Below are 21,691 nucleotides of genomic sequence, written 5' to 3'. Positions count from 1 at the left end.
CCCTACTCCGCTGCTACCGGAGTGTCCAGCGCTGTCGCCAGCGCAGAGCATTCCGCCATGGTTTTCGATGCCCGGGCGATCGGATTGGTCAGATAAAAGTCCCCGATCACCGGCTTGAACGGTGCGCTGGAGAGGCTGCCAGCCGCTTCCGGAACAGCCTTCAGTGCCTCAGCCCCTGCCGCGCCTGGCGCGTAGCCGATCCCCGCAAACACTTCATTTTCCCGCAGGCCTTCGCGCAGCGCGTCGACCGTGTCGTAAGGCAAGGTCTTCCCCATCACGTCAGACAGCGCACGGAAGATCGCCCAGCCTTCGCGTGCCTCACCTTTCGGCTGGACCGCTTTGGAGGTGACCTGCACGCGGCCTTCGGTGTTCACGAAGGTCGCGGCCATCTCGGTGTAGGTTGCCGCCGGCAGGATGATGTCGGCGCGGCTGGCCCCCGCATCGCCATGCGAGCCGACATAGATGACCGTTGCGGCCGATGTCTTGGAAAGGTCGACTTCGTCTGCGCCGAGCAGGACAATCGTTTCCATGCCGCCGCCAAGAATGTCAGCCGTTGCTCGACCGCCTTCGACCGGCACGAAGCCGACATCCAGCGCGCCAACGCGGCCAGCTGCATTGTGGAGCACGCCAAAGCCTGCCCAATCATCGGCAATCGCGCCGGTCTCATTGGCCAGCTTGATCGCCGCGGCCAGGACAGCGTCGCCCTCCTCATGCAGCAGCGCGCCTTCGCCGAGCACGATCATCGGGCGCTTGGCGCCTTTGAGGAACTCAGCGGTCTCGGCCTTGGCCAGCGCGTCAGCACTGTTGCCGAGATGTGTGTAATCATAGGTCAGGTCTGCGGCTTCGCCGACCAGGGCGACCTTCAGGTCGGCCCAGAGCCAGGTCTTGCGGATGCGGGCGTTCCAGACAGCTGCTTCGACGCGTGGATTGACGCCGACGAGCAGCAACGCGTCCGCCTCTTCCACACCGGCCAGCGTCGGGTTCAGGATGTAATGCTCGCGCACGCCATCCGTGCCGTACTTGGCGCCTGCCGGACGGCAGTCTGTGTTCTGCACGCCGAGCGAGCGGAACAGGTCGAGCGCGGCTTTCGCCTGCTCAACCTCGATCAGGTCACCAGCCACGACGCCGATCCGCTCTGCCGGCTTCGACAGCGCCGTATTCACGGCCGCAAAAGCTTCAGCCCAGGTTGCCGGCTTCAGGCGGCCATCGACGCGGACATAAGGCTTGTCGAGGCGCTGGCGGGCGAGACCGTCCCACACGAAGCGGGATTTGTCTGAGAGCCACTCCTCGTTAATGTCTTCGTGCACTTCCGGCATGATGCGCATCACGCCGTCGCCCTTGGCGTCAACGCGGATCGAGGCGCCCATGGCGTCCATCACGTCGATGGAGGACGTCTTGCGCAGCTCCCACGGGCGCGCATTGAACGCGTAAGGCTTTGAGGTCAGCGCGCCGACCGGGCAAAGGTCGATCACGTTGCCGGAAAGTTCAGATGTCAGATTTTTCTCAAGATAGGTGGTGATCTCGGCGCTCTCGCCGCGCGAAATCATGCCGATCTCTTCCACGCCGCCGACTTCGGCGACGAAGCGGACGCAGCGCGTGCACTGAATGCAGCGGGTCATGATCGTCTTGACCAGCGGACCCATATTCTTGTCTTCAACGGCGCGCTTGTTCTCTTCGTAGCGGCTGCCGGCACGGCCATAGGCCACCGCCTGGTCCTGCAGGTCGCACTCGCCGCCCTGGTCGCAGATCGGGCAATCCAGCGGGTGGTTGATGAGCAGGAACTCCATCACACCATTGCGGGCCTTTTCGACATACGGACCCTTGGTGCGGATGTTCGGCGCAGAGCCATCGCGGTTGGGGCGCATGTCGCCGACATTTTGCGCACAGGACGCAATCGGCTTCGGCGCGCCTTCCCATTCCACGAGGCACATGCGGCAGTTGCCCGCCACGGACAGGCGCTCGTGATAGCAGAAGCGCGGGATCTCGGCGCCGGCTTCCTCACACGCCTGCATCAGCGTGTAGGACTTTGGAACCTCGATTTCCTTGCCGTCGATATTGATTTTGAACAGATCGGACATGGCCCCCTACTCCGCCGCGACGACTGCGCCCTGCACCATGGCGCGCGGCAGTCTGTACTGGTTGATGCGGTCTTCAATTTCTGGACGGAAGTGACGGATCAGGCCCTGGATCGGCCAGGCCGCTGCGTCACCTAGGGCGCAGATCGTGTGGCCTTCCACCTGCTTGGTCACGTCCAGCAGCGTGTCGATCTCGTCATGCTCGGCTTCGCCCTTCGCCATGCGCTCCATCACGCGCCACATCCAGCCGGTGCCTTCACGGCACGGCGTGCACTGGCCGCAGGATTCATGCTTGTAGAAGTAAGCGAGGCGGGCAATCGCCTTGATGAGATCGGTGTCCTTGTCCATCACGATCACGGCCGCCGTGCCGAGACCGGACTTCAGGTCACGCAGCGTATCGAAGTCCATATAGGCGTCCATGATCTGCTCGGCAGGCACCATCGGCACCGACGACCCGCCCGGAATCACAGCCTTCAGATTGTCCCAGCCGCCACGGATGCCGCCGCAATGGGTATCGATCAGCTCACGGAAGGTGATCGACATTTCTTCTTCGACATTGCACGGCTTGTTGACGTGGCCGGAGATGCAGAACAGCTTGGTGCCCGTATTGTTCGGGCGGCCGAAACCAGCGAACCACTCGGCGCCGCGGCGCAGGATCGTGCCGGCGACAGCAATCGACTCGACGTTGTTCACAGTGGTCGGGCAGCCATAGAGACCGGCATTGGCCGGGAATGGCGGCTTCAGGCGCGGTTGGCCCTTCTTGCCTTCCAGGCTCTCCAGCAGCGCGGTTTCCTCACCGCAGATATAGGCACCGGCGCCATGGTGGACGTAGAGATCGAAATCCCAGCCGTTCACATTGTTCTGGCCGATCAGCTTCGCCTCATAAGCTTCCTTGACGGCTTTCTCGAGCGCGTGACGCTCGTTGATGTATTCGCCGCGCAGGTAGACGTAGCATTTGTGCGCGCGCATCGCGCGGCTGGCGATCATGCAGCCTTCGATCAGCAGGTGCGGATCGTGGCGCATGATTTCGCGGTCTTTACAGGTGCCGGGCTCTGACTCGTCAGCGTTCACGACGAGGTAGTGCGGACGGTCGCGCACTTCCTTCGGCATGAAGGTCCACTTCAGGCCGGTCGGGAAGCCGGCGCCGCCACGGCCACGCAGACCGGACGCCTTGATCTGGTCGCAGATCCAGTCTGGACCCTGGTCCAGGATTTCCTTGGTGAGATGCCACGCACCCCGCTTCTTCGCCGCGTCGAGTTCGGGCGAATGAAGACCGTACAGGTTCGTGAAGATGCGATCTTTGTCCTGCAACATCGCTTATTCCTCGCCGTCTTTTTTCTTGCCGTCGATCAGCGTCGTCTTGCCAGCCGTCGGCTCTTCGCGCTTGGTGTTGGTCGGCGGCGCAGCGTCGGGCTTGCCTGCGGCTTCCGCCTCTGCGGGCGTTGCGGATGGCAGGTTCGGCAGTGTCGAGATCGAGTTCTTGCTGCCATCGAACAGGGACGGATCGGTCAGCGTCGTAGCACCGCCTTCCGGCGCGCTGTTCACGCGGTCGATCTGCGGGCCCGGCTGGACCTCGACACCGTTCTTCAGCTTTCCGAGGATCTGCGACAGGGATTCTGGCGTCAGGTCTTCGTAATAGTCGTCATTGATCTGCACCATCGGTGCATTCACGCAGGCGCCGAGGCACTCGACCTCTTCCCAGGACAGGCGGCCATCGTCGGTGACGTACATGATGTCGCCGATTTCCTTCTGGCAAACTTCCTTCAGCTTCTCTGCTCCGCGCAGCTGGCACGGGGTCGTTCCGCAGAGCTGGACGTGGAATTTGCCGACCGGTTGGAGGCGGAACATCGTGTAGAAGGTCGCGACCTCGTAGACGCGGATATAGGGCATTTCCAGCCGGTCCGCGACTTCGCGCATGGCAGGCTCGGACAGCCAGCCATTATTGTCCTTCTGGGCAAGCCACAGCATGGGGATGACGGCCGAGCGCTGCTTGTCCGCCGGGTACTTGCCCCGCCAGAACGCAATCTTCTCTTCCGTTTCCGGCTTGAAGGCGAACGTGTCGCCACCAGCCTCAAGATCAAAACGGCGCAGTGCCACTACTCGATCCTTCCTGCAAAATACATTTCGGTTTCATCCTGAGACGGATGAATAAATTGTGCGCTGGGCACGAAATCTCTGGCGGCGTTCACAAACATCTCAAGCCGTCCCCCGCGCGAAGTCGACGCGCGCGATTTTGTCATCGCGGATCGTGTAGATCGCAGCGACCTGGAACTGGTCCCCGCCCGGAGCGCGCGTCACGTCTTCATGAAGGATCACGGTGGAGCCCAGATCCATCTCGTTGACGATTGTCGCCTTGTTTTCCGGGAACTGCGCAAACAGCTCCAGATGACGTGCGCGGATTTCCTCGACGCCGGCCTGCGTGATGTCACCGTTCAGGCCGCCAAGCACGGCGTCCTCGGTGTAACATTCGAGGAAAGCCTCGATGTCCTGCCGGTTATAGGCATCCAGCTGGCGCTGAACGAGTTCTGACGACGTGCTCACCGGTCGATCTCCCCGAACACGATGTCGAGAGACCCGAGGATCGCGGACACGTCAGCCAGCATGTAACCCCGGCACAGGTGGTCCATCGCCTGGAGATGCGGATAGCCCGGCGCGCGGATCTTCGCGCGATACGGCCGGTTCGTGCCGTCGGACACGAGATACACGCCGAATTCGCCCTTCGGTGCCTCGATGGCGGCGTAGCACTCGCCTTCCGGAACGTGAAAACCTTCCGTGTACAGCTTGAAGTGATGGATCAGTGCTTCCATCGAGTTCTTCATCTCGGCGCGGCGTGGCGGCGAGACTTTCGAACCTTTCAGGAGGACCGGTCCCGGCCCTTCGCGGTTCATGATGTCGATGCATTGCTGCATGATCTTGGTCGACTCACGCATCTCTTCCATGCGGCAGACATAGCGATCGTAATTGTCGCCGTTCTTGCCGACCGGAATCTTGAAGTCGAGTTCGGAGTAGCACTCATAGGGCTGCGCGCGGCGCAGGTCCCAGGCATAGCCCGAGCCGCGGACCATCACGCCGGAGAAGCCCCAGTCCATGATCGTTTTCTCATCGACGATGCCGATGTCGACATTGCGCTGCTTGAAAATGCGGTTCTCGGTTACGAGGCCTTCCAGCTGGTCCAGCTTGCCGGGGAACTGCTCGCACCATTCCGAAATGTCGTCGAGCAGCGCCTGCGGCAGGTCCTGGTGGACACCGCCCGGGCGGAAGAAGGCAGCGTGCATCCGGCTGCCGGAAGCGCGTTCGTAGAACACGCAGAGTTTTTCGCGCTCTTCGAAGGCCCAGGTGATCGGCGTCAGCGCGCCGACGTCCAGCACCTGCGAACCGATGTTCAGCAGGTGGGACATGATACGGCCAAGCTCGGAATAGAGCACGCGGATAAGGCTGCCGCGGCGGGGCGGCTCGATGCCCAGGAGTTTCTCGATGGCCAGACACCAGGCATGCTCCTGGTTCATCGGCGCGCAGTAATCGAGCCGGTCGAAATACGGCATTCCCTGCAGGTAGGTTTTATATTCGATCAGCTTTTCGGTACCGCGATGCAGGAGGCCGATGTGCGGGTCGACGCGCGTGACGATCTCGCCATCAAGGTCGAGGATCATGCGCAGCACGCCGTGAGCTGCAGGGTGCTGGGGCCCGAAGTTCAGCGTGAACTTGCGGTCTTCCATTTCGGAGATGTGAGCGGTGTCAGCCATTGTCTTAAGACTCCGTCGCTTTCTCGTCGCCCGGGATCTGGCCCGGAATCTGGGACGTCATGCCCTCCCAGGGGGAGAGGAAGTCAAAGTTGCGGAATTCCTGAACCAGCTGCACCGGCTCGTAGACCACCTTCTTCTCGAGGTCGTCGTAACGGACTTCGTAATTGCCGGTCAGCGGGAAGTCCTTGCGCAGCGGATAACCCTCGAAACCATAGTCGGTGAGGATGCGGCGCAGGTCCGGGTGATCGGCGAACTGGATGCCATACATGTCGAAGGCTTCGCGCTCGAACCAGTTGGCGGCCGGCCACACGGCGCAGGCGCTCGGCACAGCGGTATCCTCATCGGTCGACACGCGCACCCGCACGCGGTGGTTCAGGTGCATGGACAACAGGTGATAGACCACTTCGAAACGCTCTGCGCGCTCCGGATAATCGACGCCGCAAATGTCGACCAGCGTTTCGAAATCGCATTGCGGGTCTTCGCGCAGGAAGCGCAGCAGGCCCACAATGTGGTCGCGCTCGGCCATCACGACCAGCTCGTCCATATTGATGTGGAAGCTCTTCACCGCATCCGCGCGCGAAGCGGAGATATGCTCGCCGAGATCCTTGAGGGCGTCGATGGCGTCCTGGTCCAACATGTCTTTCCCCTAGCGCTCCAGCGAGCCTTCCCGGCGGATCTTCTTCTGCAGCTGCAGGAAGCCGTACACGAGAGCCTCAGCGGTGGGCGGACAGCCCGGAATATAGATGTCGACCGGGACGATCCGGTCACAGCCGCGAACGACGCTGTAGCTGTAATGATAATAGCCGCCGCCATTGGCGCAGCTGCCCATCGAGATCACGTAGCGCGGCTCTGGCATCTGGTCGTAGACCTTGCGCAGGGCCGGAGCCATCTTGTTGGTCAGCGTGCCGGCGACGATCATGACGTCCGACTGGCGGGGTGAACCGCGCGGCGCCATGCCGAAGCGCTCAAGGTCGTAGCGCGGGTTACCGGCGTGCATCATTTCAACTGCGCAGCAGGCGAGACCGAAGGTCATCCACATCAGCGAACCGGTGCGCGCCCAGGCGATCAGGTCGTCTGCGGCGGCAGTGAAATAGCCTTTGTCGGCCAGCTGGTCGGACAGGCCGGAATAGAACGGATCGTCCTGTCCGGGCTTGAAACCGCCCTCGACGCCCGAACGGGCGCCGCCCAGCGCATATGTCTTGAACTCTTCGGCCATTATTCCCACTCCAGCGCGCCACGGCGCCATTCGTAGATGAAGCCAACGGTCAGAACGCCCAGGAAGACGACCATCGACCAGAAGCCAACCAGACCGATCGTGCCGAGGCTGATCGCCCACGGGAACAGGAAGGCCACTTCAAGGTCGAAGATGATGAAAAGAATGGCGACCAGGTAGAACCGGACGTCGAACTTCATGCGGGCATCGTCGAAAGCGGGGAAACCGCACTCATAGGCGGAATTTTTCTCAGGGTCGGGTTCGGATGGTGCCAACAGCAGTGAACCGACAATGAAAAGGCCCGAAATCGCTGCACCGAGCACCAGAAAGATGATCACCGGTAGATAGTCGAGCGCCAGCCGTTCGATGTCCGACATGAGAGAGGGCCTCCTAGCCTGTGCTGGCGCCGGATTAGGACGGTTTTGCCATCCACGCAACACATCCACGCCACATAACGGTGAGACTTATCTTAAAGTCTGCATTCGGCCACCTCACGAGGCCCGATGTGCGGCTGTGCGTCACGGCTAATGGCCCTGTTTGCCCGTCCGGAAGGCAGCCCTGCCCCCAAATTCCCGCTAGTCGGGCGAAACACCCAGCGACTCAACAGTGCTGATGGTCAGGTACCCCACCGGCAGGCCGTTCTTTTCCTGCCAGTCTTCCATTGCATCCAGCGTTGCGGGGCCGAATACGCCGTCAGCCTGTACCTTGTAGCCTTTTGACGCCAGGGCGCGCTGGACTTCGGCAATCTTCGCCTTGGTTGCATTGGAATCGCAGAGCACTTCCCGCCATTCCACGGTCCCGCCACCTGTTACGGTCTTTATTTCGATTGTCTTGTAAGTCGCCGGAACGACGATCGTTTCCTGTTGTTCCGGCGTCACAAGGCGCTGGACTTCGACCTCTTCATATTCGGCCGGAACGATTTCCTCGATCACTCGGGCGGGCTCACGCAGCGCCTGGCGCTCAACAGTGCGGAAACGGGCCGGAATCACCCCGGTCTCGACACGCTCGGGCGATTTCAGGCGTGTTCGCGTGACGGTTTCATACTGGGCGGGCACCTCGACGCGGCACAGAACTTCACCCGTGGCAGGGGTGATATTGTCCTCGCCGGATTGCTGCCGGCCGAAAAGCCCGGTGCCCGGTTTCCAGGTAATATAAGACGGGCGGATCAGAACCTGCTCGGTAAATGTCTCGTATTCTGCAGGAATCACGACAGTTTCGGTCTGTTCCGGCACGATGAGCAACTGTTCGGTCTCGATCTCGTAGACCGGCGGCACCACCCGGTAAGTCAGCGCCTGTTCCTTCACCAGCACCCGCTCCACGACAGTTTCGAACGTCGCGGGGATGACGCGGGCTTCGGTATGTTCAGGCTGGTCCAGCACCTGTTCGGTCTGGATCTCATAGGTTTCAGGGATCAGCACCCGCGCATAACAGGATCCAGGCTCCGCGTCGGCCGGATAGTCTCCGGTTCCCTGCGCTGTCGCCACTCCCGCAAGCACCAGCGATGCTGCCGACAGGGTGAGAATTCTGCTCATTCCATGTCCCCTTCCTGAAAACTGCTTCCTTCTGGAAACAGCAGGCCACTTTCTACCTAACCTACCCGGAAACACTCGGCCACACCGTTCACCAATACGATGCGCATCCAGCGCATTCCATTGAACCGGGGCCTCCTGTCACAGGGGGTGGCAAACCAGCCGGTTCGGCGTATTAGGGGCGCGAACAAACAGGCCCTCATCATACGGCCCGAACCACTCAGGAATGCGCGCATGATCCCTCGTTATACCCGTCCCGAAATGGCCGCCATCTGGTCTCCTGAAGCCCGCTTCGGCATCTGGCTTGAAATCGAGACGCTCGCTGCGGAAGCGATGGAAAATCTCGGCATCATTCCGGAAGGCACCACGGCCGCGGTTCGCGAGAAAGCCGCCTTCGAAGTGGACCGGATCGACGAAATCGAACGGGAAGTGAAGCATGACGTCATCGCCTTCCTGACAAATGTCGCGGAGCATGTTGGCGAGCCTGCCCGTTTCCTGCACCTAGGCATGACCTCTTCCGACGTGCTCGATACCTGCCTGAACGTGCAGATGGTGCGCGCCGCAGACCTGCTGCTGACCGGAATCGACCGTGTGCTGGCCGCTCTTGAGAAGCGCGCCTTCGAACACAAGTTGACCCCGACCATCGGGCGCAGCCACGGCATCCATGCAGAGCCAACCACGTTTGGCGTGAAGCTCGCCACCTTCCATGCCGAGTTCCAGCGCGCCCGCACACGCCTGCTGATCGCCCGGGAAGAAGTCGCCACCTGCGCCATCTCCGGCGCTGTCGGCACCTTCGCTAACATTGACCCGAAAATCGAAGCGCACGTTGCCGAAAAGCTGGGTCTCGCCATCGAGCCCGTCTCGACACAGGTCATCCCGCGCGACCGTCACGCCATGTATTTCGCTGTGCTGGGCGTGATCGCCTCCTCGGTCGAACGCCTTGCCACCGAAGTGCGCCACCTTCAGCGCACGGAAGTGCTGGAAGCTGAGGAATTTTTCTCGGCCGGCCAGAAAGGCTCGTCCGCCATGCCGCACAAGCGTAACCCGGTGCTGACCGAAAACCTGACCGGCCTTGCCCGCCTCGTGCGTTCCGCCGTGACCCCGGCTCTCGAAAACGTCGCCCTCTGGCATGAGCGCGATATCTCGCACTCCTCCGTCGAGCGCGGCATCGGCCCGGACGCCACCGTCCATCTCGACTTCGCTTTGCATCGCCTCGCCGGTGTGGTCGAAAACCTCGTCGTCTATCCGGAGCGGATGCTCAAGACGCTGAACTCCATGGGCGGCCTGCACAATTCGCAGCGCGTCCTGCTCGCCCTCGTCGAAGCCGGAAACAGCCGCGAGGATTCCTACCGCATGGTTCAGCGCAACGCGATGAAGACCTGGGGCGGAGAAGGCCCGCTTCTGGAACTGCTCCAGAAGGACGAAGACGTCATGGCGAAACTGACGAAGGAACAGATCGAGGACCTCTTCGACCTCGACTATCACTTCAAGCAGGTCGACACGATTTTTGAGCGCGTTTTCGGTCGCTCATAGTCGTCTGAAAGTCCGGACTGATCCGGCTTAGTCCGGTATGATCATGGCCTGATCATGAACTGATCGCGCTTAGCGCCTCTCTGGCTTTGCGCGAAATGCCTGCCCAGTCGCCGGATTCGACGTCAGCCTTGGTGGCAATCCAGGAACCGCCAACCGCCACGACATTTGGCAAGGCGAGGTAGTCACCCGCATTGTCGGCGCTGACGCCGCCCGTCGGCATGAACTGAAGATGCGGCAGCGGCCCGGCCAGCGCCTTGAGGGCTGGAACGCCGCCAGCAATGTTCGCCGGGAAAAGCTTCAGCAATTCAAAGCCTTCCTCATGACGGCTCATCGCCTCGCTCGCCGTCGCGACCCCGGGGATCAGCAATGGTTTGTGCTTGCCCAGCGCAGCCAGCAGCCCATGGCTCATCCCCGGCGAGACAAGGAAGTCCGCCCCCGCCTCCAGCGAATTGCGGACATCGTCGCCGTTCAGAACCGTCCCGGCCCCCACCAACAGCTCCGGCGCTGCCGCCTTCATCGCCGCAATCGCCCCAATCCCCGCTGGTGTGCGAAGTGTGACTTCTGCAATGGTCAAACCACCATCCAGCAATGCCTTCGCGAGCGGCGCGGCCTGCTCGACCGAACCAACCACCAACACCGGCACAACCGGCGCCTTGGCGGCTGCGAGCTTCAGCTCATTGAGAGAAGGCGTCATTTGCGTTGCTCCTGCTCGTAAAAGGCGGCCGCACCAATCAGCGGCGCTTGCGGATCTTTCATCAGCATGACGGGGCAATGCTCGAGAAAGCTGCTCATCGGACCACGCTCATGGAAACGCTCTATGGCTTCAGGCATGCGCAGGAAATCCGCGATCCGCTCAGTCACGCCGCCAGCCAGTACAACACCGCCAAGCGCACCATTTGCCAAAACCAGGTCACCCACTGCACCCATCACAGTGCAGGCACGCACGAGGATCAGCTGGTAGAACATCTCATCGCCTGCATCGGCGCGCTGGCGCATCTCGGCAGGCGATAAATCCTCGACTGGGCGGTCATAGATTTCGCAGAACGCCTCATGCACTGGCTGCAGACCGGTGCCGGATGAAACAAGCTCATTGGAAACATAGCCGAACTTCCGAAGCAGGATTTGAGTCAGCTGGAATTCAATATCGGTGCGGGGCGCAAAAGCGATATGGCCACCCTCGCCTGTCAACACATGCCAGTTACCGGCTTCAGGTATAAGCGTGGCGACGCCGAACCCGGTGCCCGGCCCGGCAACGATAATCGGCGCGTCCGGTTCTGGCTTGCCGGGCAGGATATTCTCGAAATGTGCGCGATCGAACTCCGGCACAGCGCGCGCCATTGCAGTGAAATCATTGATCAGGCGAACATCTTCAAAACCGAAACGGTTTTGCAGTTTCTGTTCGGACACATGCCAGCCGCGATTGGTGAGGGTGACCTCACCATGCTGCACAGGGCCTGCCAAGGCGAAACATGCCCGGTTTACACGCGTATTCGAGCGATCGAGATATGACTTCAGCACCTCTTCGAACTGGTGGAAATCATCGCCGGCGAACTTTTCGAATTTATCGGCAACGATCTTTCCGTCCTGTCGGTGAGCAATGGAGAAGCGGACATTAGTCCCCCCGACGTCACCGACCAGAATTCTTTCTGCCAAGGATCAGTCCTCCTCAGATACGAAAGCGAACTGGCTGGCACCACTGTCAGCCGTTCCGCTCATCTGACGGAAATAGGAGAACATCTCACGGCCGAGGCCAACAGACGAGGCGTTCGGCCGGAACTCTGCCGGTTGGCGCGCTGCAAATTCGGATGGGTCTACCTTGATATCCAACGTTCCTCTCTCTGCGTCGAAAACGATGATGTCGCCGTCGCGGACACGCGCGAGCGGGCCACCGCGCGCAGCTTCCGGACTAACATGGATGGCGGATGGCACTTTGCCGCTCGCACCGGACATACGGCCATCCGTAACCAAGGCGACTTTGAAGCCTCTGTCCTGCAGCACGCCGAGCGGAGGTGTCAGACTATGAAGTTCCGGCATTCCATTCGCCGCAGGTCCCTGGAAACGGACAACGGCGACAATATCACGGTCCAGCCGACCGGCTTCAAACGCTTCTTTCAAGGCTTCCTGGGATTCGAACACGACCGCTGGCGCTTCCAGGACACGCTTCTCCGGTTTCACGGCAGAGACCTTGGATACGCCACGGCCGAGAGGTCCGGTCATCAGGCGAAGACCGCCATCGGCAGAGAACGGATCGCTCGCAGGCCGGATAATCTCCAGATCACCGCTTTCTTCTGGAGCGGGGCGCCAGGAAACCTTGTCCCCATCCAGGAACGGCTCATGCGAATAGCCGGAGATTGGCCCTGCCACACCTTGCGCGTCACCATCCAGCAGGCCGGCACTCAGAAGTTCGCGGACGAGGAAGCCCATGCCACCCGCCGCATGGAAATGGTTCACATCGGCAGGCCCGTTCGGATAGATCCGTGTCAGGAGCGGTGTGACATGGCTGATTTCCGCAAAATCCTCCAGTGTGACAATGAGGCCCGCTGCCGCTGCCATGGCTGGAATATGCAGGGCATGATTGGTTGAACCGCCAGTCGCCATCAGGCCGACGATGCCGTTGACGATGGAGCGCTCGTCGATGATTTCGCCGGCTGGCAAGTAGCTGTCTCCTTGCGCCGTAATCTCTGCCGCCCGATGGGCCGCGGCTTTTGTGAGCGCCGTGCGAAGCGGCGTACCGGGATTGGTGAAAGCCGCCCCCGGCAAATGGAAGCCCATGACCTCCATCAACATCTGATTGGAGTTAGCCGTACCGTAGAAGGTGCAGGTGCCCTGCGCGTGGTAACTTTCTGCCTCAGCTTTCAACAGAGCGCTGCGGTCGACCTTGCCTTCTGCAAATAACTGACGGATACGGATTTTTTCTGGATTCGGGAGCCCGGACGGCATCGGTCCGGCAGGCACGAAAATAGATGGGATCCAGCCGAAGCGGAGTGCCGCGATCACGAGCCCTGGAACGATCTTGTCACAAACGCCAAGATGAAGGGCGGCATCAAACACGTCATGACTGAGCCCCACCGCAGATGCCATCGCGATGACGTCCCGTGAAAATAGCGACAGTTCCATGCCCTGCTGGCCTTGCGTAACTCCGTCGCACATGGCCGGAACACCGCCTGCCACCTGTGCCACGGCATTCACTTCGCGGGCGGCTTCACGGATGAGTTCCGGATAGTGCTCGAACGGTGCGTGGGCCGAGAGCATGTCGTTGTACGCGGTGATGATGCCAATGTTCGGCCAGCCTGCGCCAAGGAGATGGGTTTTCTCGATCACGGCGCACCCGGCCGAGGCGTGTGCCAGATTGCCTTCCGTCAGACGCTGCCGGGCAAACCCTTTCGGGCGCCGTGAACGGATCATTTCAAGATAGGCAGCGCGCGGCTCAGCTGATCTCTGGCGAATGCGCTCTGTGACTTCGGTGATCTTCGGATGCAATTTGGTCATCTAGGGGGCCCATATGATTGTGAGACGCGGACCGAGCTTGTCGATGGCATGGCGGACAGGCATTTCCATCGGATCTGCCTTCAATGCGCGCTCGAGAACATCCAGCTTCTCATTGCCGAACAACAACATCAACGCCATGCGCGCCGAGGTGACCGCTGGTCCGGTCAATGTCAGCCTCTGTGTATGGGAACCCGCAATCAGGCATCCGGTTGCATCAATAGCTGCAATCAATTCCCCATTCGAAGGCAACAACGCACTCTCAAGACCTTTGGACCCTGGGAACCAACTGGCTGTATGGCCGTCACTGCCCATGCCGAGAAGTATGACATCAATGGGTGAACAATGCGGCGTGTAAGCCGCGTTGCGATCCGCCACTGCGTCGTGCGGATTGGCGGCACGGGTCTTCATCGGCACCAGCCCCGCCGCGCCCGCCTTTCCTGTCAGCAGACGGGTCCGAACGAGCGACTCATTCGAAGCATCACTCTCCGTCGACACCCAACGCTCATCGACGAGACCGACGCTCACACTTTCCCACGGCAGCGCCCAGCCAGACAGGCGATCGAACAGCGGGCCCGGCGTCGAACCGCCGGACGTCATGAAATCCGCTCGCCCCCGATCTGCGATGGCGCGCTCCACTCCTCCCGCAACAAATTTCGCGGCAAAATCCAATGCGGCGTCGCGTGTTTCGAAGCGAGAGAGTTCATGCTTCATGGGGTCAGAGGCCTTCCCACCATGCGCGGTCGTCGCGGTCCATCAGCATAGCTGCGGCCAGTGGGCCATCGCTTCCGGCAGGATAAGGCTCCGGCGCATCGCCCGCCTGTTCCCAGGCTTCGATCAGGGAGTCGACCCACGCCCAGGCGGCTTCGACTTCTTCTTTGCGCATGAACAGGGACAGGTTCCCCCGCACCACATCCATAAGCAAACGCTCATAAGCATCCGGATAGCGGACCGTGAAACTCTCCGCATAAGACAGGTTGAGCGGCATGGATTTTACGCGCAGACCGCCGGGGCCGGGCTCCTTGATCTGCACAAACAGGCGTACGCCTTCATCAGGTTGCAGGCGGATGACCAGCCTGTTGGCCATGTCATTGCCTTCACCGAACAGAGAGTGCGGCGTTTTCTTGAACTGGATCACGATATCCGAATGCCGGTGTGACATGCGCTTGCCGGTGCGCAGGTAAAACGGCACGCCCGCCCAACGCCAATTGTCGATCCCGGCCTTGATCGCCACGAAGGTTTCGGTGGTGCTTTTCTCATCCCCTGAAAGCTCTTCGGCGTACCCCTTTACGGCTTCGCCTCCCTTCATGCCGGCCTTGTACTGACCCCGCACAGTCTGCTTCTTTGCGGCTTCGCCGTGAATGGGCATCAACGCATTGAGCACCTTGATCTTCTCGGTACGAACGTCGTCGTCTTCGAGCTGGTTTGGCGGTTCCATTGCCGTGAGGCAAAGGAGCTGCAACATGTGGTTTTGCACCATGTCCCGCAATGCGCCAGAGCGGTCGTAGTAGTCGGCCCGGCCTTCCAGGCCGAGATCTTCGGCAACAGTGATCTGGACATGGTCGATATAGTTCCGGGACCAGAGCGGTTCGAAGAGGATATTCCCGAACCGCAACACCATCAGATTTTGTACCGTCTCCTTGCCGAGATAATGGTCGATCCGGAATACCTGCCGCTCCGAGAAAACCGCGCCCACCCCATCATTGATCGTCCGGGCAGATTCAAGATCCGTTCCGATCGGCTTCTCCAGCACCACGCGCGTGTTGCTTGTCGCGAGGCCCTCCCGGCCAAGGGCGTTACAGATGTCGACATAAAGGCTGGGCGCCGTGGCCAGGTAAAAGACGCAGGCCCGGTCACCATCCATCGTCAGCTTGGATTTCAATTGCGGCCAGTCTGCCTTGGCGCTGGTGGCGTCAATCGAGACATAATGGATCAGTTTCTCGAACTTTTTCCATTCCTTGTCGTCCCAATTTTCACCGGTCGCTTTCTCGCAGGCTTCCCGCGCCATTGACCGATAGGCCTTGTCATCAAGATCAGAGCGGGCCGTTCCTACGATCGCGCTGTTTTCGGGAATCTGGCCATCCAGCCATCTATGAAAGAGTGCAGGCAGGAGCTTCCGGCGGGAAAGATCCCCCGTTCCCCCGAATATGACGATGTCGAAGGGGTCGACCGGTATGAATTTGGCCATGTCGAGCTCCTTTGGAGAGGCTGGCAAACGGATTTCCTGTATTCTTGTTAGAGCAATCTGGACGCGCTGAAAAACTCTGGAACGAGGGAATCATGCATCATCCCCAAAACGCCCAACAATTCAGATGAATTACACGTGATCTTCTTCCCAGGCAGCACTTAGCGCCTCAGGATCACGAATGTGTAAGGTGGCATGGTCCTCGCCTGCAAATCTATCGTGCTGCCGGTCTGCGACAGCACCGTGCCGCAAAGATCCGCCGACTCCGGTATCTCAACGGGCTCTGCACCGAGATTGAACAGGCAGGTCACCGTTTCCTCTTCGCATGTGCGGATCATGGTGAGCAAGGATACTGGGCCGTCCACAAATTCTACGTCTCCCCATCTCAGAGCCGGACTGCCTCTTCGCACTTCCAGGAGTTTTCGGGTGAAGTTCAGGACCGAGTCCGGGTCTTCGTCCTGCACGCCAACCGATAGATCAGGATGATCCGGCCCAACCGGCAGCCAGGGCTCAACCGAGGAAAATCCCGCATGCGGAGCCGCTCGCTTCCAAGGCATTGGCGTCCGCGCGCCATCACGGCCAAGCGTTCTTGGCCAGTTTGCGATGGCTTCCGGATCCTGCAGGGCTTCAAAGGGTACATCCACCTGAGTCAGGCCCAGTTCTTCGCCCTGATACAGGATCGGATTACCTCGCAAGCACAGGAGAAGCGCGTTGGTCAACCTTGCAAACCGGGGACGCTCCGCCCCGTCATACCAACGGCTGACACAGCGCGGAGCGTCGTGGTTCGAGAAAGCCCATGACGGCCAGCCTTCTTCTATCGATCCTACCCAGTTTCCCTGCGACCGTCGCACACGCTTGGCTGTGAGCGTTGGAGCATAAAGGAAATCGAAGCTGTAGGCGGCCGTCAGCCGTTTATCGCCCCTTGTATAGGTGCGCATGGTGGGAAGAGGATCATCGCTTGCCACTTCGGCCACGGTGTAACGATCGCCGTATTCGTCCGTCAGCTTTCGAACCCGCTCCAGAAATCCCGGCACCTCTGGCCGGGACTGATTGTAGACGCGGCGCTGCAGATCAAACGGTCTGGTGATCGTCCGGCCAGTTGGATCCCAGGGCGGATTGTCCTGGAAGGCCTGATCATGCATGGCAAAATTGATCGCATCCAGCCGGAAGCCATCTACACCCTTGTCCAGCCAGAAACGCGCGGTGCCCAGCAAGGCATCCTGCACATCCGGATTGTGCACGTTCAACTGAGGTTGCTCCGGCAGGAAATTATGCATGAAGTATTGCTGACGCCGCGCATCCCATGTCCACGCGGCCCCGCCGAACACTGCTTGCCAGTTGTTGGGAGGCGTGCCGTCGGGCTTCGGATCCTTCCAGACATACCAGTCCGCCTTCGGATTGTCCCGGCTCTGGCGAGACTCCGTGAACCAGGCATGCTGGTCTGATGTGTGAGCGTAAACCTGGTCGATGACGACCTTCAGCCCGTACCCGTGGGCGCGGTTCAGAAGCCGATCAAAATCGTCCAGCGTCCCGAAGACGGGGTCCACGGCACAATAATCTGAGACATCGTAGCCGAAATCTTTCATGGGAGAGGCGAAGAAAGGCGAGATCCAGATCCCGTCCACACCGAGCGACGCGATATAATCCAGCTTCCGGGTGATCCCCTGCAGATCACCCACACCATCGCCATTGGTATCGAGATAAGACCGCGGATAGATCTGGTACAGCACTGCACCGCGCCACCATGGCTGTTCTGGTTGGCTCATGCCGTCATCTCCCGGGAAACCTTGTCTGCAATCATGATGGTGGGCGTATTGGTATTGCCGGATGTGATGGTTGGCATGACGGACGCATCGATCACGCGCAAGGCTTCCACGCCGATGACTCGTAAATCCTTGTCCACGACGGAATCTGCATCGTCCGGCCGTCCCATCTTCGCCGTACCGACCGGATGGAAGATGGTAGTTCCGATATCCCCGGCCGCTTTGGCCAGCGCAGCATCGTCATCGCCAACGGCAGGGCCGGGCAGAAACTCCTCCGGTGAGTATCGAGCCATTGCCGGTTGCTTCATAAGCTGCCGCGTCGCCCTTATCGCATCCGCAGCGACTTTCCGGTCTTCCTCCGTAGACAGATAGTTCGGTGCAATAATCGGCTTCGCCGCAGGATCCGGCGAAGCAATACGTATCTCGCCCCGTGACGTCGGACGCAAATTGCACGCGCTGACCGTAATGGCCGGAAACCGATGCAGCGGGTCCCCGAACTTGTCGAGCGAGAGCGGCTGAACGTGAAACTCGATGTTCGCGCGCGCCCGTCCGGCATCCGAGCGCGTAAAAATACCAAGCTGCGACGGCGCCATGGTGAGCGGTCCGCGCCGCCGTACTGCATAGTCGAGCCCCATCAGGCCACGACGGAACAGATTGTGATAGGTCTCGTTCAACGTTCGCGCGCCGCTGACCCTGTAAATGGCACGTTGTTGCAAATGGTCCTGCAGGTTCCGGCCGACGCCTTGCAGATCCACTTGAACAGCCACACCCGCTGCCTTTAACACCTCTCCCGGCCCGATACCGGAGCGCTGCAGAACCTGCACAGATCCGATGGACCCGGCGCAGAGAATAATCTCTCCGCGGCATCTGGCCCGCCGACGCTCGCCCTCCTGCACGAATTCCACCACGGTCGCACGGCCATTTTCCAAGACCAGCCTGTCAGTGAGGCAGCCTGTCTCGACGCGCAGATTGTTCCGCGACATGGCGGGCTTCAGGAACCCCCGCGCCGCCGACCAGCGCACGCCGCCCTTCTGATTCACATGAAAATATGAGGAGCCTTCATTGTCCCCGGTGTTGAAGTCGCCGACCGGCTCAACGCCCATGTCCTGTGCGGCCTGACGCACGGCATCCAGAATGTCCCAGCGAACACGTGGCGCCTCGACACGCCACTCTCCACCAGTGCCATGTACGCCGCTTTCGCCAAGGAAATGATCCTCGATCCGCCGGAAAACGGGCAATACATCATCCCATCCCCAGCCTGGAAGCCCGAGGCTTTTCCAATGATCATAGTCCGCTGCCTGCCCGCGCATCGAGATCATGGCATTGATGGCGGACGACCCGCCCAGGACCTTACCGCGCGGATAATTCAGCTTGCGGCCATTAAGGCCCGGCTCCGCCAAAGTCTCGAACATCCAGTCGGACCGCGGGTTCCCAATCGCGAAGAGGTAGCCTACCGGGATATGGAACCAGATCCAGTTATCGCGGCCGCCCGCTTCCAGCAGCAAAACCCGCCTGTTACCAGATTCAGAAAGGCGGTTGGCCACGACGCAACCAGCAGAGCCAGCCCCCACAATGATGTGGTCGTACTCACCTTCCAGATCCGCCGTGCCGTTCAACCGCGCCTCCCGCCAATTGGGCCATTAGGCCGCAAGGGCCTGGCGCCGTCCACCCCTACCGAAGGGAGGCCAATACGCCGAACGGACTATCGGATGGCTTCCGTTCAGGCGCCTTCGACGCCTTGCCCAGCTTCGCCGCCGGCTGAGCTCCCTGGCGTTTCATGCTGAGGCCGATCCGCTTGCGCGCGGCATCCACTTCCAGAACGACAACATCCACGACCTGCCCCGTCTTTATCACGCTGTGCGGGTCTTTCACGAACGTGTCGGCCAGTTCGGAGATATGAACCAGGCCATCCTGGTGAACGCCGATATCTACGAACGCCCCGAAAGCGGTCACATTGGTGACGACTCCTTCCAGTCGCATACCCGGCTTAAGGTCACTCATCGTATCAACACCGTCCTTGAAGGTCGCTGTCTTGAATTCCGGACGCGGGTCACGCCCTGGCTTTTCCAGTTCGCTGAGAATGTCTTTCACGGTCGGCACACCGAATGTATCGTCGGCAAAGTCTTCCGCCTTCAGCTTCGACAGGAAGGCCTTATCGCCGATCAGGGCGGCCACTTTCCGGCCAGTTTTCTTCGCGATGCGCTCAACAACCGGATACGCTTCCGGGTGGACCGCCGAGGCATCCAGAGGGTTCTTACCATCCATGATGCGCAGGAAGCCAGCCGCCTGCTCAAAAGCCTTCGCGCCGAGGCGCGGTACCTTCTTCAGTTCACTGCGCGATTTGAACGGACCGTTCTTATCCCGGTAAGCCACGATATTCGACGCAATCGTCGCGTTGAGGCCCGCAACACGGGAAAGCAATGAGGCCGAGGCCGTGTTCACATCCACACCCACTGCGTTCACGCAGTCTTCGACCACGCCGTCGAGCGACTTTGCAAGCTGGCCCTGATCCACATCGTGCTGGTACTGGCCAACCCCGATGGCTTTGGGTTCGATCTTTACCAGTTCTGCCAACGGATCCTGCAGGCGCCGCGCGATGGAGACTGCCCCGCGGATGCTGACATCGAGGTCCGGGAATTCTCTCGCTGCCAGTTCCGAGGCCGAATAGACAGACGCCCCCGCTTCCGAAACCATCAGGCGCGTCAGGCCGAGATCCGGCATCTTGTCCGACAGGTCCGCGACCAGCTTATCGGTCTCGCGCCCGGCGGTTCCATTCCCGACACTGACGAGTTCCACTTTGTGCTTCTTGCAGAGCTTAGCCAGCGTCGTCAGGGCGCCGGTCCTATCCTTCTTAGGCTCGTGCGGATAGATCGTCGCCGTATCGATCAACTTGCCGGTCGAATCCACGACCGCGACCTTGCAGCCCGTCCGGATACCCGGATCGATCCCCATGACAACCTTGTGGCCAGCCGGTGCAGCCATCAACAGGTCTTTCATGTTGCGGGAAAAGACCCGGATCGCTTCGCCATCGGCCGAATCCTTCAACCGGTTGATGGACTCCCGCGAGCTGGACGGCTCCAGTTTGCTCTTCCAGGCCGCTTCCGCCGTTTCAATCAGCCACTCATCAGCGGCGCGTCCTTTCTTTGCAAAGCCGAATTCGGAACAAATTTCCCGCACGGCCGGATGATGGCGCGTATCCGTGTGAGGTACGTTCACCTTGATCCGCAAAATACCTTCCTTTTGTCCGCGCAGCATGGCGAGCGCACGGTGCGACGGCATCTTCTCGAACGGCTCATCAAAATCAAAATAATCGGCAAACTTGGCGCCTTCGGCCTCCTTGCCTTTCACGAGGGACGACCCGAGCTTGCCCTGCTTCCAGACAGTCTCCCGGATCTTGCGGGTCAGGCGCGGCGTTTCCGCAATCTTCTCGACGATGATCTCGCGTGCACCACTAAGGGCTGCGTCCGGTGTCTCGACGCCCTTCTTCTTGGAAACGAAGCTTTTGGCTTCCGCTTCCAGCGCAACCGCGGGGTTGGCAAGAATGCGCTCGGCCAGCGGTTCGAGGCCCGCCTCTTTAGCGATCGTCGCCTTGGTCCGGCGCTTCTGCTTGTAGGGGGCGTAGAGGTCTTCCAATGCCACTTTCGTCGTGGCTGCCATGATCTCTCGTTCCAGGTCCGGCGTAAGCTTGTCCTGCTGGCGGATGGCATCAAGGATCGTGTCACGGCGCTTTGCCAGCTCCGTCAGGTAATCCAGCCGCTCTGCGAGCGCCCGCAGCTGGGTGTCGTCCAGCCCGCCCGTACGTTCCTTCCGGTAGCGGGCTATGAAAGGCACTGTTGCCCCTTCACCGAGGAGCTCGATCACAGTCTCGACCTGGCGCTCGGATATGCCGAGTTCCGTCGCGATCAGTTTCGCAATCGACGGGACGGCAGATGTGCGGGGTTTTGCAGGCATGGAAAGATCGCCTTTCTGGCTGGAATTGACGGGTGCGCCGGATGACACAGGAACTGATCAATTCACCAGAAATCGTTCACACCTCGTTTACGCTTGAGCGTGGCGAGGCAATATTTTTGTGGAATGCACAGACAGGCGCTTACACACCGCATACGCGGTGGGTCCGGTCCTCGATTTCAGGAAATGAGCGGCTCGAGACATGGGTGACAGATT

The 21,691-nt window shown here is 60.4% G+C and carries 18 protein-coding genes; 1 reads left to right on the top strand and 17 read right to left on the bottom strand.

Annotation, left to right across the window (positions count from 1 at the left end; translation table 11 throughout):
- Window positions 1–2: 2 nt before the first annotated feature.
- From nuoG to HY26_RS17240, 9 genes are all read right to left on the bottom strand, one after another.
- The gene (nuoG, locus tag HY26_RS17280) at window positions 3–2,069 is read right to left on the bottom strand and encodes an NADH-quinone oxidoreductase subunit NuoG (RefSeq protein WP_034765226.1); all 2,067 of its coding nucleotides are present in this window, start codon (window positions 2,067–2,069) and stop codon (window positions 3–5) included.
- Between the two features lie 15 nt (window positions 2,070–2,084).
- On the bottom strand, window positions 2,085–3,389 hold the full coding sequence (gene nuoF, locus HY26_RS17275) for an NADH-quinone oxidoreductase subunit NuoF (RefSeq protein WP_065383100.1): 1,305 nt from the start codon (window positions 3,387–3,389) through the stop codon (window positions 2,085–2,087).
- 3 nt (window positions 3,390–3,392) lie between these two features.
- Window positions 3,393–4,172 (bottom strand): NADH-quinone oxidoreductase subunit NuoE, encoded by a 780-nt coding sequence (gene nuoE, locus HY26_RS17270; protein WP_051599813.1) that lies wholly within the window; start codon window positions 4,170–4,172, stop codon window positions 3,393–3,395.
- 99 nt (window positions 4,173–4,271) lie between these two features.
- Entirely contained in the window at window positions 4,272–4,616 is a 345-nt protein-coding gene (locus HY26_RS17265; RefSeq protein ID WP_065383099.1) for an SgcJ/EcaC family oxidoreductase, read from the bottom strand.
- Window positions 4,613–5,818, bottom strand: coding sequence for an NADH-quinone oxidoreductase subunit D (locus HY26_RS17260; protein WP_034765100.1), 1,206 nt, complete (start codon window positions 5,816–5,818; stop codon window positions 4,613–4,615). The genes HY26_RS17265 and HY26_RS17260 overlap by 4 nt, the downstream gene beginning before the upstream one ends.
- A gap of 4 nt (window positions 5,819–5,822) precedes the next feature.
- Window positions 5,823–6,455 (bottom strand): NADH-quinone oxidoreductase subunit C, encoded by a 633-nt coding sequence (locus HY26_RS17255; protein WP_034765104.1) that lies wholly within the window; start codon window positions 6,453–6,455, stop codon window positions 5,823–5,825.
- A 9-nt stretch (window positions 6,456–6,464) separates the two neighbouring features.
- Window positions 6,465–7,064 (bottom strand): NADH-quinone oxidoreductase subunit B family protein, encoded by a 600-nt coding sequence (locus HY26_RS17250; protein ID WP_369807886.1) that lies wholly within the window; start codon window positions 7,062–7,064, stop codon window positions 6,465–6,467.
- A complete protein-coding gene (locus HY26_RS17245; RefSeq protein WP_034765112.1) occupies window positions 7,034–7,408 on the bottom strand; it encodes an NADH-quinone oxidoreductase subunit A in 375 nt (124 codons plus the stop codon). The genes HY26_RS17250 and HY26_RS17245 overlap by 31 nt, the downstream gene beginning before the upstream one ends.
- 198 nt (window positions 7,409–7,606) lie before the next feature.
- Entirely contained in the window at window positions 7,607–8,563 is a 957-nt protein-coding gene (locus HY26_RS17240; protein WP_034765116.1) for a peptidoglycan-binding domain-containing protein, read from the bottom strand.
- A 231-nt stretch (window positions 8,564–8,794) separates the two neighbouring features.
- Between HY26_RS17240 and purB the strand changes: the two genes are divergently transcribed.
- Window positions 8,795–10,093 (top strand): adenylosuccinate lyase, encoded by a 1,299-nt coding sequence (gene purB, locus HY26_RS17235; RefSeq protein WP_034765119.1) that lies wholly within the window; start codon window positions 8,795–8,797, stop codon window positions 10,091–10,093.
- 52 nt (window positions 10,094–10,145) lie between these two features.
- Here the strand turns inward: purB and eda are convergent, their stop codons facing one another.
- The 8 genes from eda to HY26_RS17195 all read right to left on the bottom strand — a co-directional run bounded on the left by eda (window position 10,146) and on the right by HY26_RS17195 (window position 21,478).
- Complete coding sequence (gene eda, locus HY26_RS17230) at window positions 10,146–10,787, bottom strand: bifunctional 4-hydroxy-2-oxoglutarate aldolase/2-dehydro-3-deoxy-phosphogluconate aldolase (protein WP_112074220.1); 642 nt, start codon at window positions 10,785–10,787, stop codon at window positions 10,146–10,148.
- Window positions 10,784–11,746: a glucokinase gene (locus HY26_RS17225; RefSeq protein ID WP_065383170.1), complete on the bottom strand. Its 963-nt coding sequence runs from the start codon at window positions 11,744–11,746 to the stop codon at window positions 10,784–10,786. The genes eda and HY26_RS17225 overlap by 4 nt, the downstream gene beginning before the upstream one ends.
- 3 nt (window positions 11,747–11,749) lie before the next feature.
- Window positions 11,750–13,582: a phosphogluconate dehydratase gene (edd, locus tag HY26_RS17220; protein ID WP_065383169.1), complete on the bottom strand. Its 1,833-nt coding sequence runs from the start codon at window positions 13,580–13,582 to the stop codon at window positions 11,750–11,752.
- A complete protein-coding gene (gene pgl / locus HY26_RS17215; protein WP_034765131.1) occupies window positions 13,583–14,293 on the bottom strand; it encodes a 6-phosphogluconolactonase in 711 nt (236 codons plus the stop codon).
- 4 nt (window positions 14,294–14,297) lie between these two features.
- Window positions 14,298–15,767 (bottom strand): glucose-6-phosphate dehydrogenase, encoded by a 1,470-nt coding sequence (zwf, locus tag HY26_RS17210; protein ID WP_034765136.1) that lies wholly within the window; start codon window positions 15,765–15,767, stop codon window positions 14,298–14,300.
- Window positions 15,768–15,925: 158 nt separating this feature from the next.
- Window positions 15,926–17,530, bottom strand: coding sequence for an alpha-amylase family glycosyl hydrolase (locus HY26_RS17205; protein WP_065383168.1), 1,605 nt, complete (start codon window positions 17,528–17,530; stop codon window positions 15,926–15,928).
- The gene (locus tag HY26_RS17200) at window positions 17,527–19,143 is read right to left on the bottom strand and encodes a GMC family oxidoreductase (RefSeq protein WP_233350929.1); all 1,617 of its coding nucleotides are present in this window, start codon (window positions 19,141–19,143) and stop codon (window positions 17,527–17,529) included. Before HY26_RS17200 ends, HY26_RS17205 begins: the two co-directional genes overlap by 4 nt.
- Window positions 19,144–19,198: 55 nt before the next feature.
- Window positions 19,199–21,478, bottom strand: a complete 2,280-nt coding sequence (locus HY26_RS17195) for a Tex family protein (RefSeq protein WP_065383167.1) — start codon at window positions 21,476–21,478, stop codon at window positions 19,199–19,201.
- Between the last annotated feature and the right edge of the window lie 213 nt (window positions 21,479–21,691).

The organism is Hyphomonas sp. GM-8P (assembly GCF_003263315.1).
Lineage (GTDB): Bacteria > Pseudomonadota > Alphaproteobacteria > Caulobacterales > Hyphomonadaceae > Hyphomonas.
Note: the sequence above shows the minus strand (reverse complement) of the source record. Positions and strands in the feature narration are given on the sequence as shown.

Coding starts and splice junctions, on each gene's coding strand:
- nuoF (WP_065383100.1), bottom strand. CDS start 3,389: ATGTTGCAGGACAAAGATCGCATCTTCACGAACCTGTACGGTCTTCAT.
- HY26_RS17260 (WP_034765100.1), bottom strand. CDS start 5,818: ATGGCTGACACCGCTCACATCTCCGAAATGGAAGACCGCAAGTTCACG.
- HY26_RS17255 (WP_034765104.1), bottom strand. CDS start 6,455: ATGTTGGACCAGGACGCCATCGACGCCCTCAAGGATCTCGGCGAGCAT.
- HY26_RS17250 (WP_369807886.1), bottom strand. CDS start 7,064: ATGGCGCCGTGGCGCGCTGGAGTGGGAATAATGGCCGAAGAGTTCAAG.
- HY26_RS17245 (WP_034765112.1), bottom strand. CDS start 7,408: ATGTCGGACATCGAACGGCTGGCGCTCGACTATCTACCGGTGATCATC.
- HY26_RS17240 (WP_034765116.1), bottom strand. CDS start 8,563: ATGAGCAGAATTCTCACCCTGTCGGCAGCATCGCTGGTGCTTGCGGGA.
- purB (WP_034765119.1), top strand. CDS start 8,795: ATGATCCCTCGTTATACCCGTCCCGAAATGGCCGCCATCTGGTCTCCT.
- eda (WP_112074220.1), bottom strand. CDS start 10,787: ATGACGCCTTCTCTCAATGAGCTGAAGCTCGCAGCCGCCAAGGCGCCG.
- edd (WP_065383169.1), bottom strand. CDS start 13,582: ATGACCAAATTGCATCCGAAGATCACCGAAGTCACAGAGCGCATTCGC.
- pgl (WP_034765131.1), bottom strand. CDS start 14,293: ATGAAGCATGAACTCTCTCGCTTCGAAACACGCGACGCCGCATTGGAT.
- zwf (WP_034765136.1), bottom strand. CDS start 15,767: ATGGCCAAATTCATACCGGTCGACCCCTTCGACATCGTCATATTCGGG.
- HY26_RS17205 (WP_065383168.1), bottom strand. CDS start 17,530: ATGAGCCAACCAGAACAGCCATGGTGGCGCGGTGCAGTGCTGTACCAG.
- HY26_RS17195 (WP_065383167.1), bottom strand. CDS start 21,478: ATGCCTGCAAAACCCCGCACATCTGCCGTCCCGTCGATTGCGAAACTG.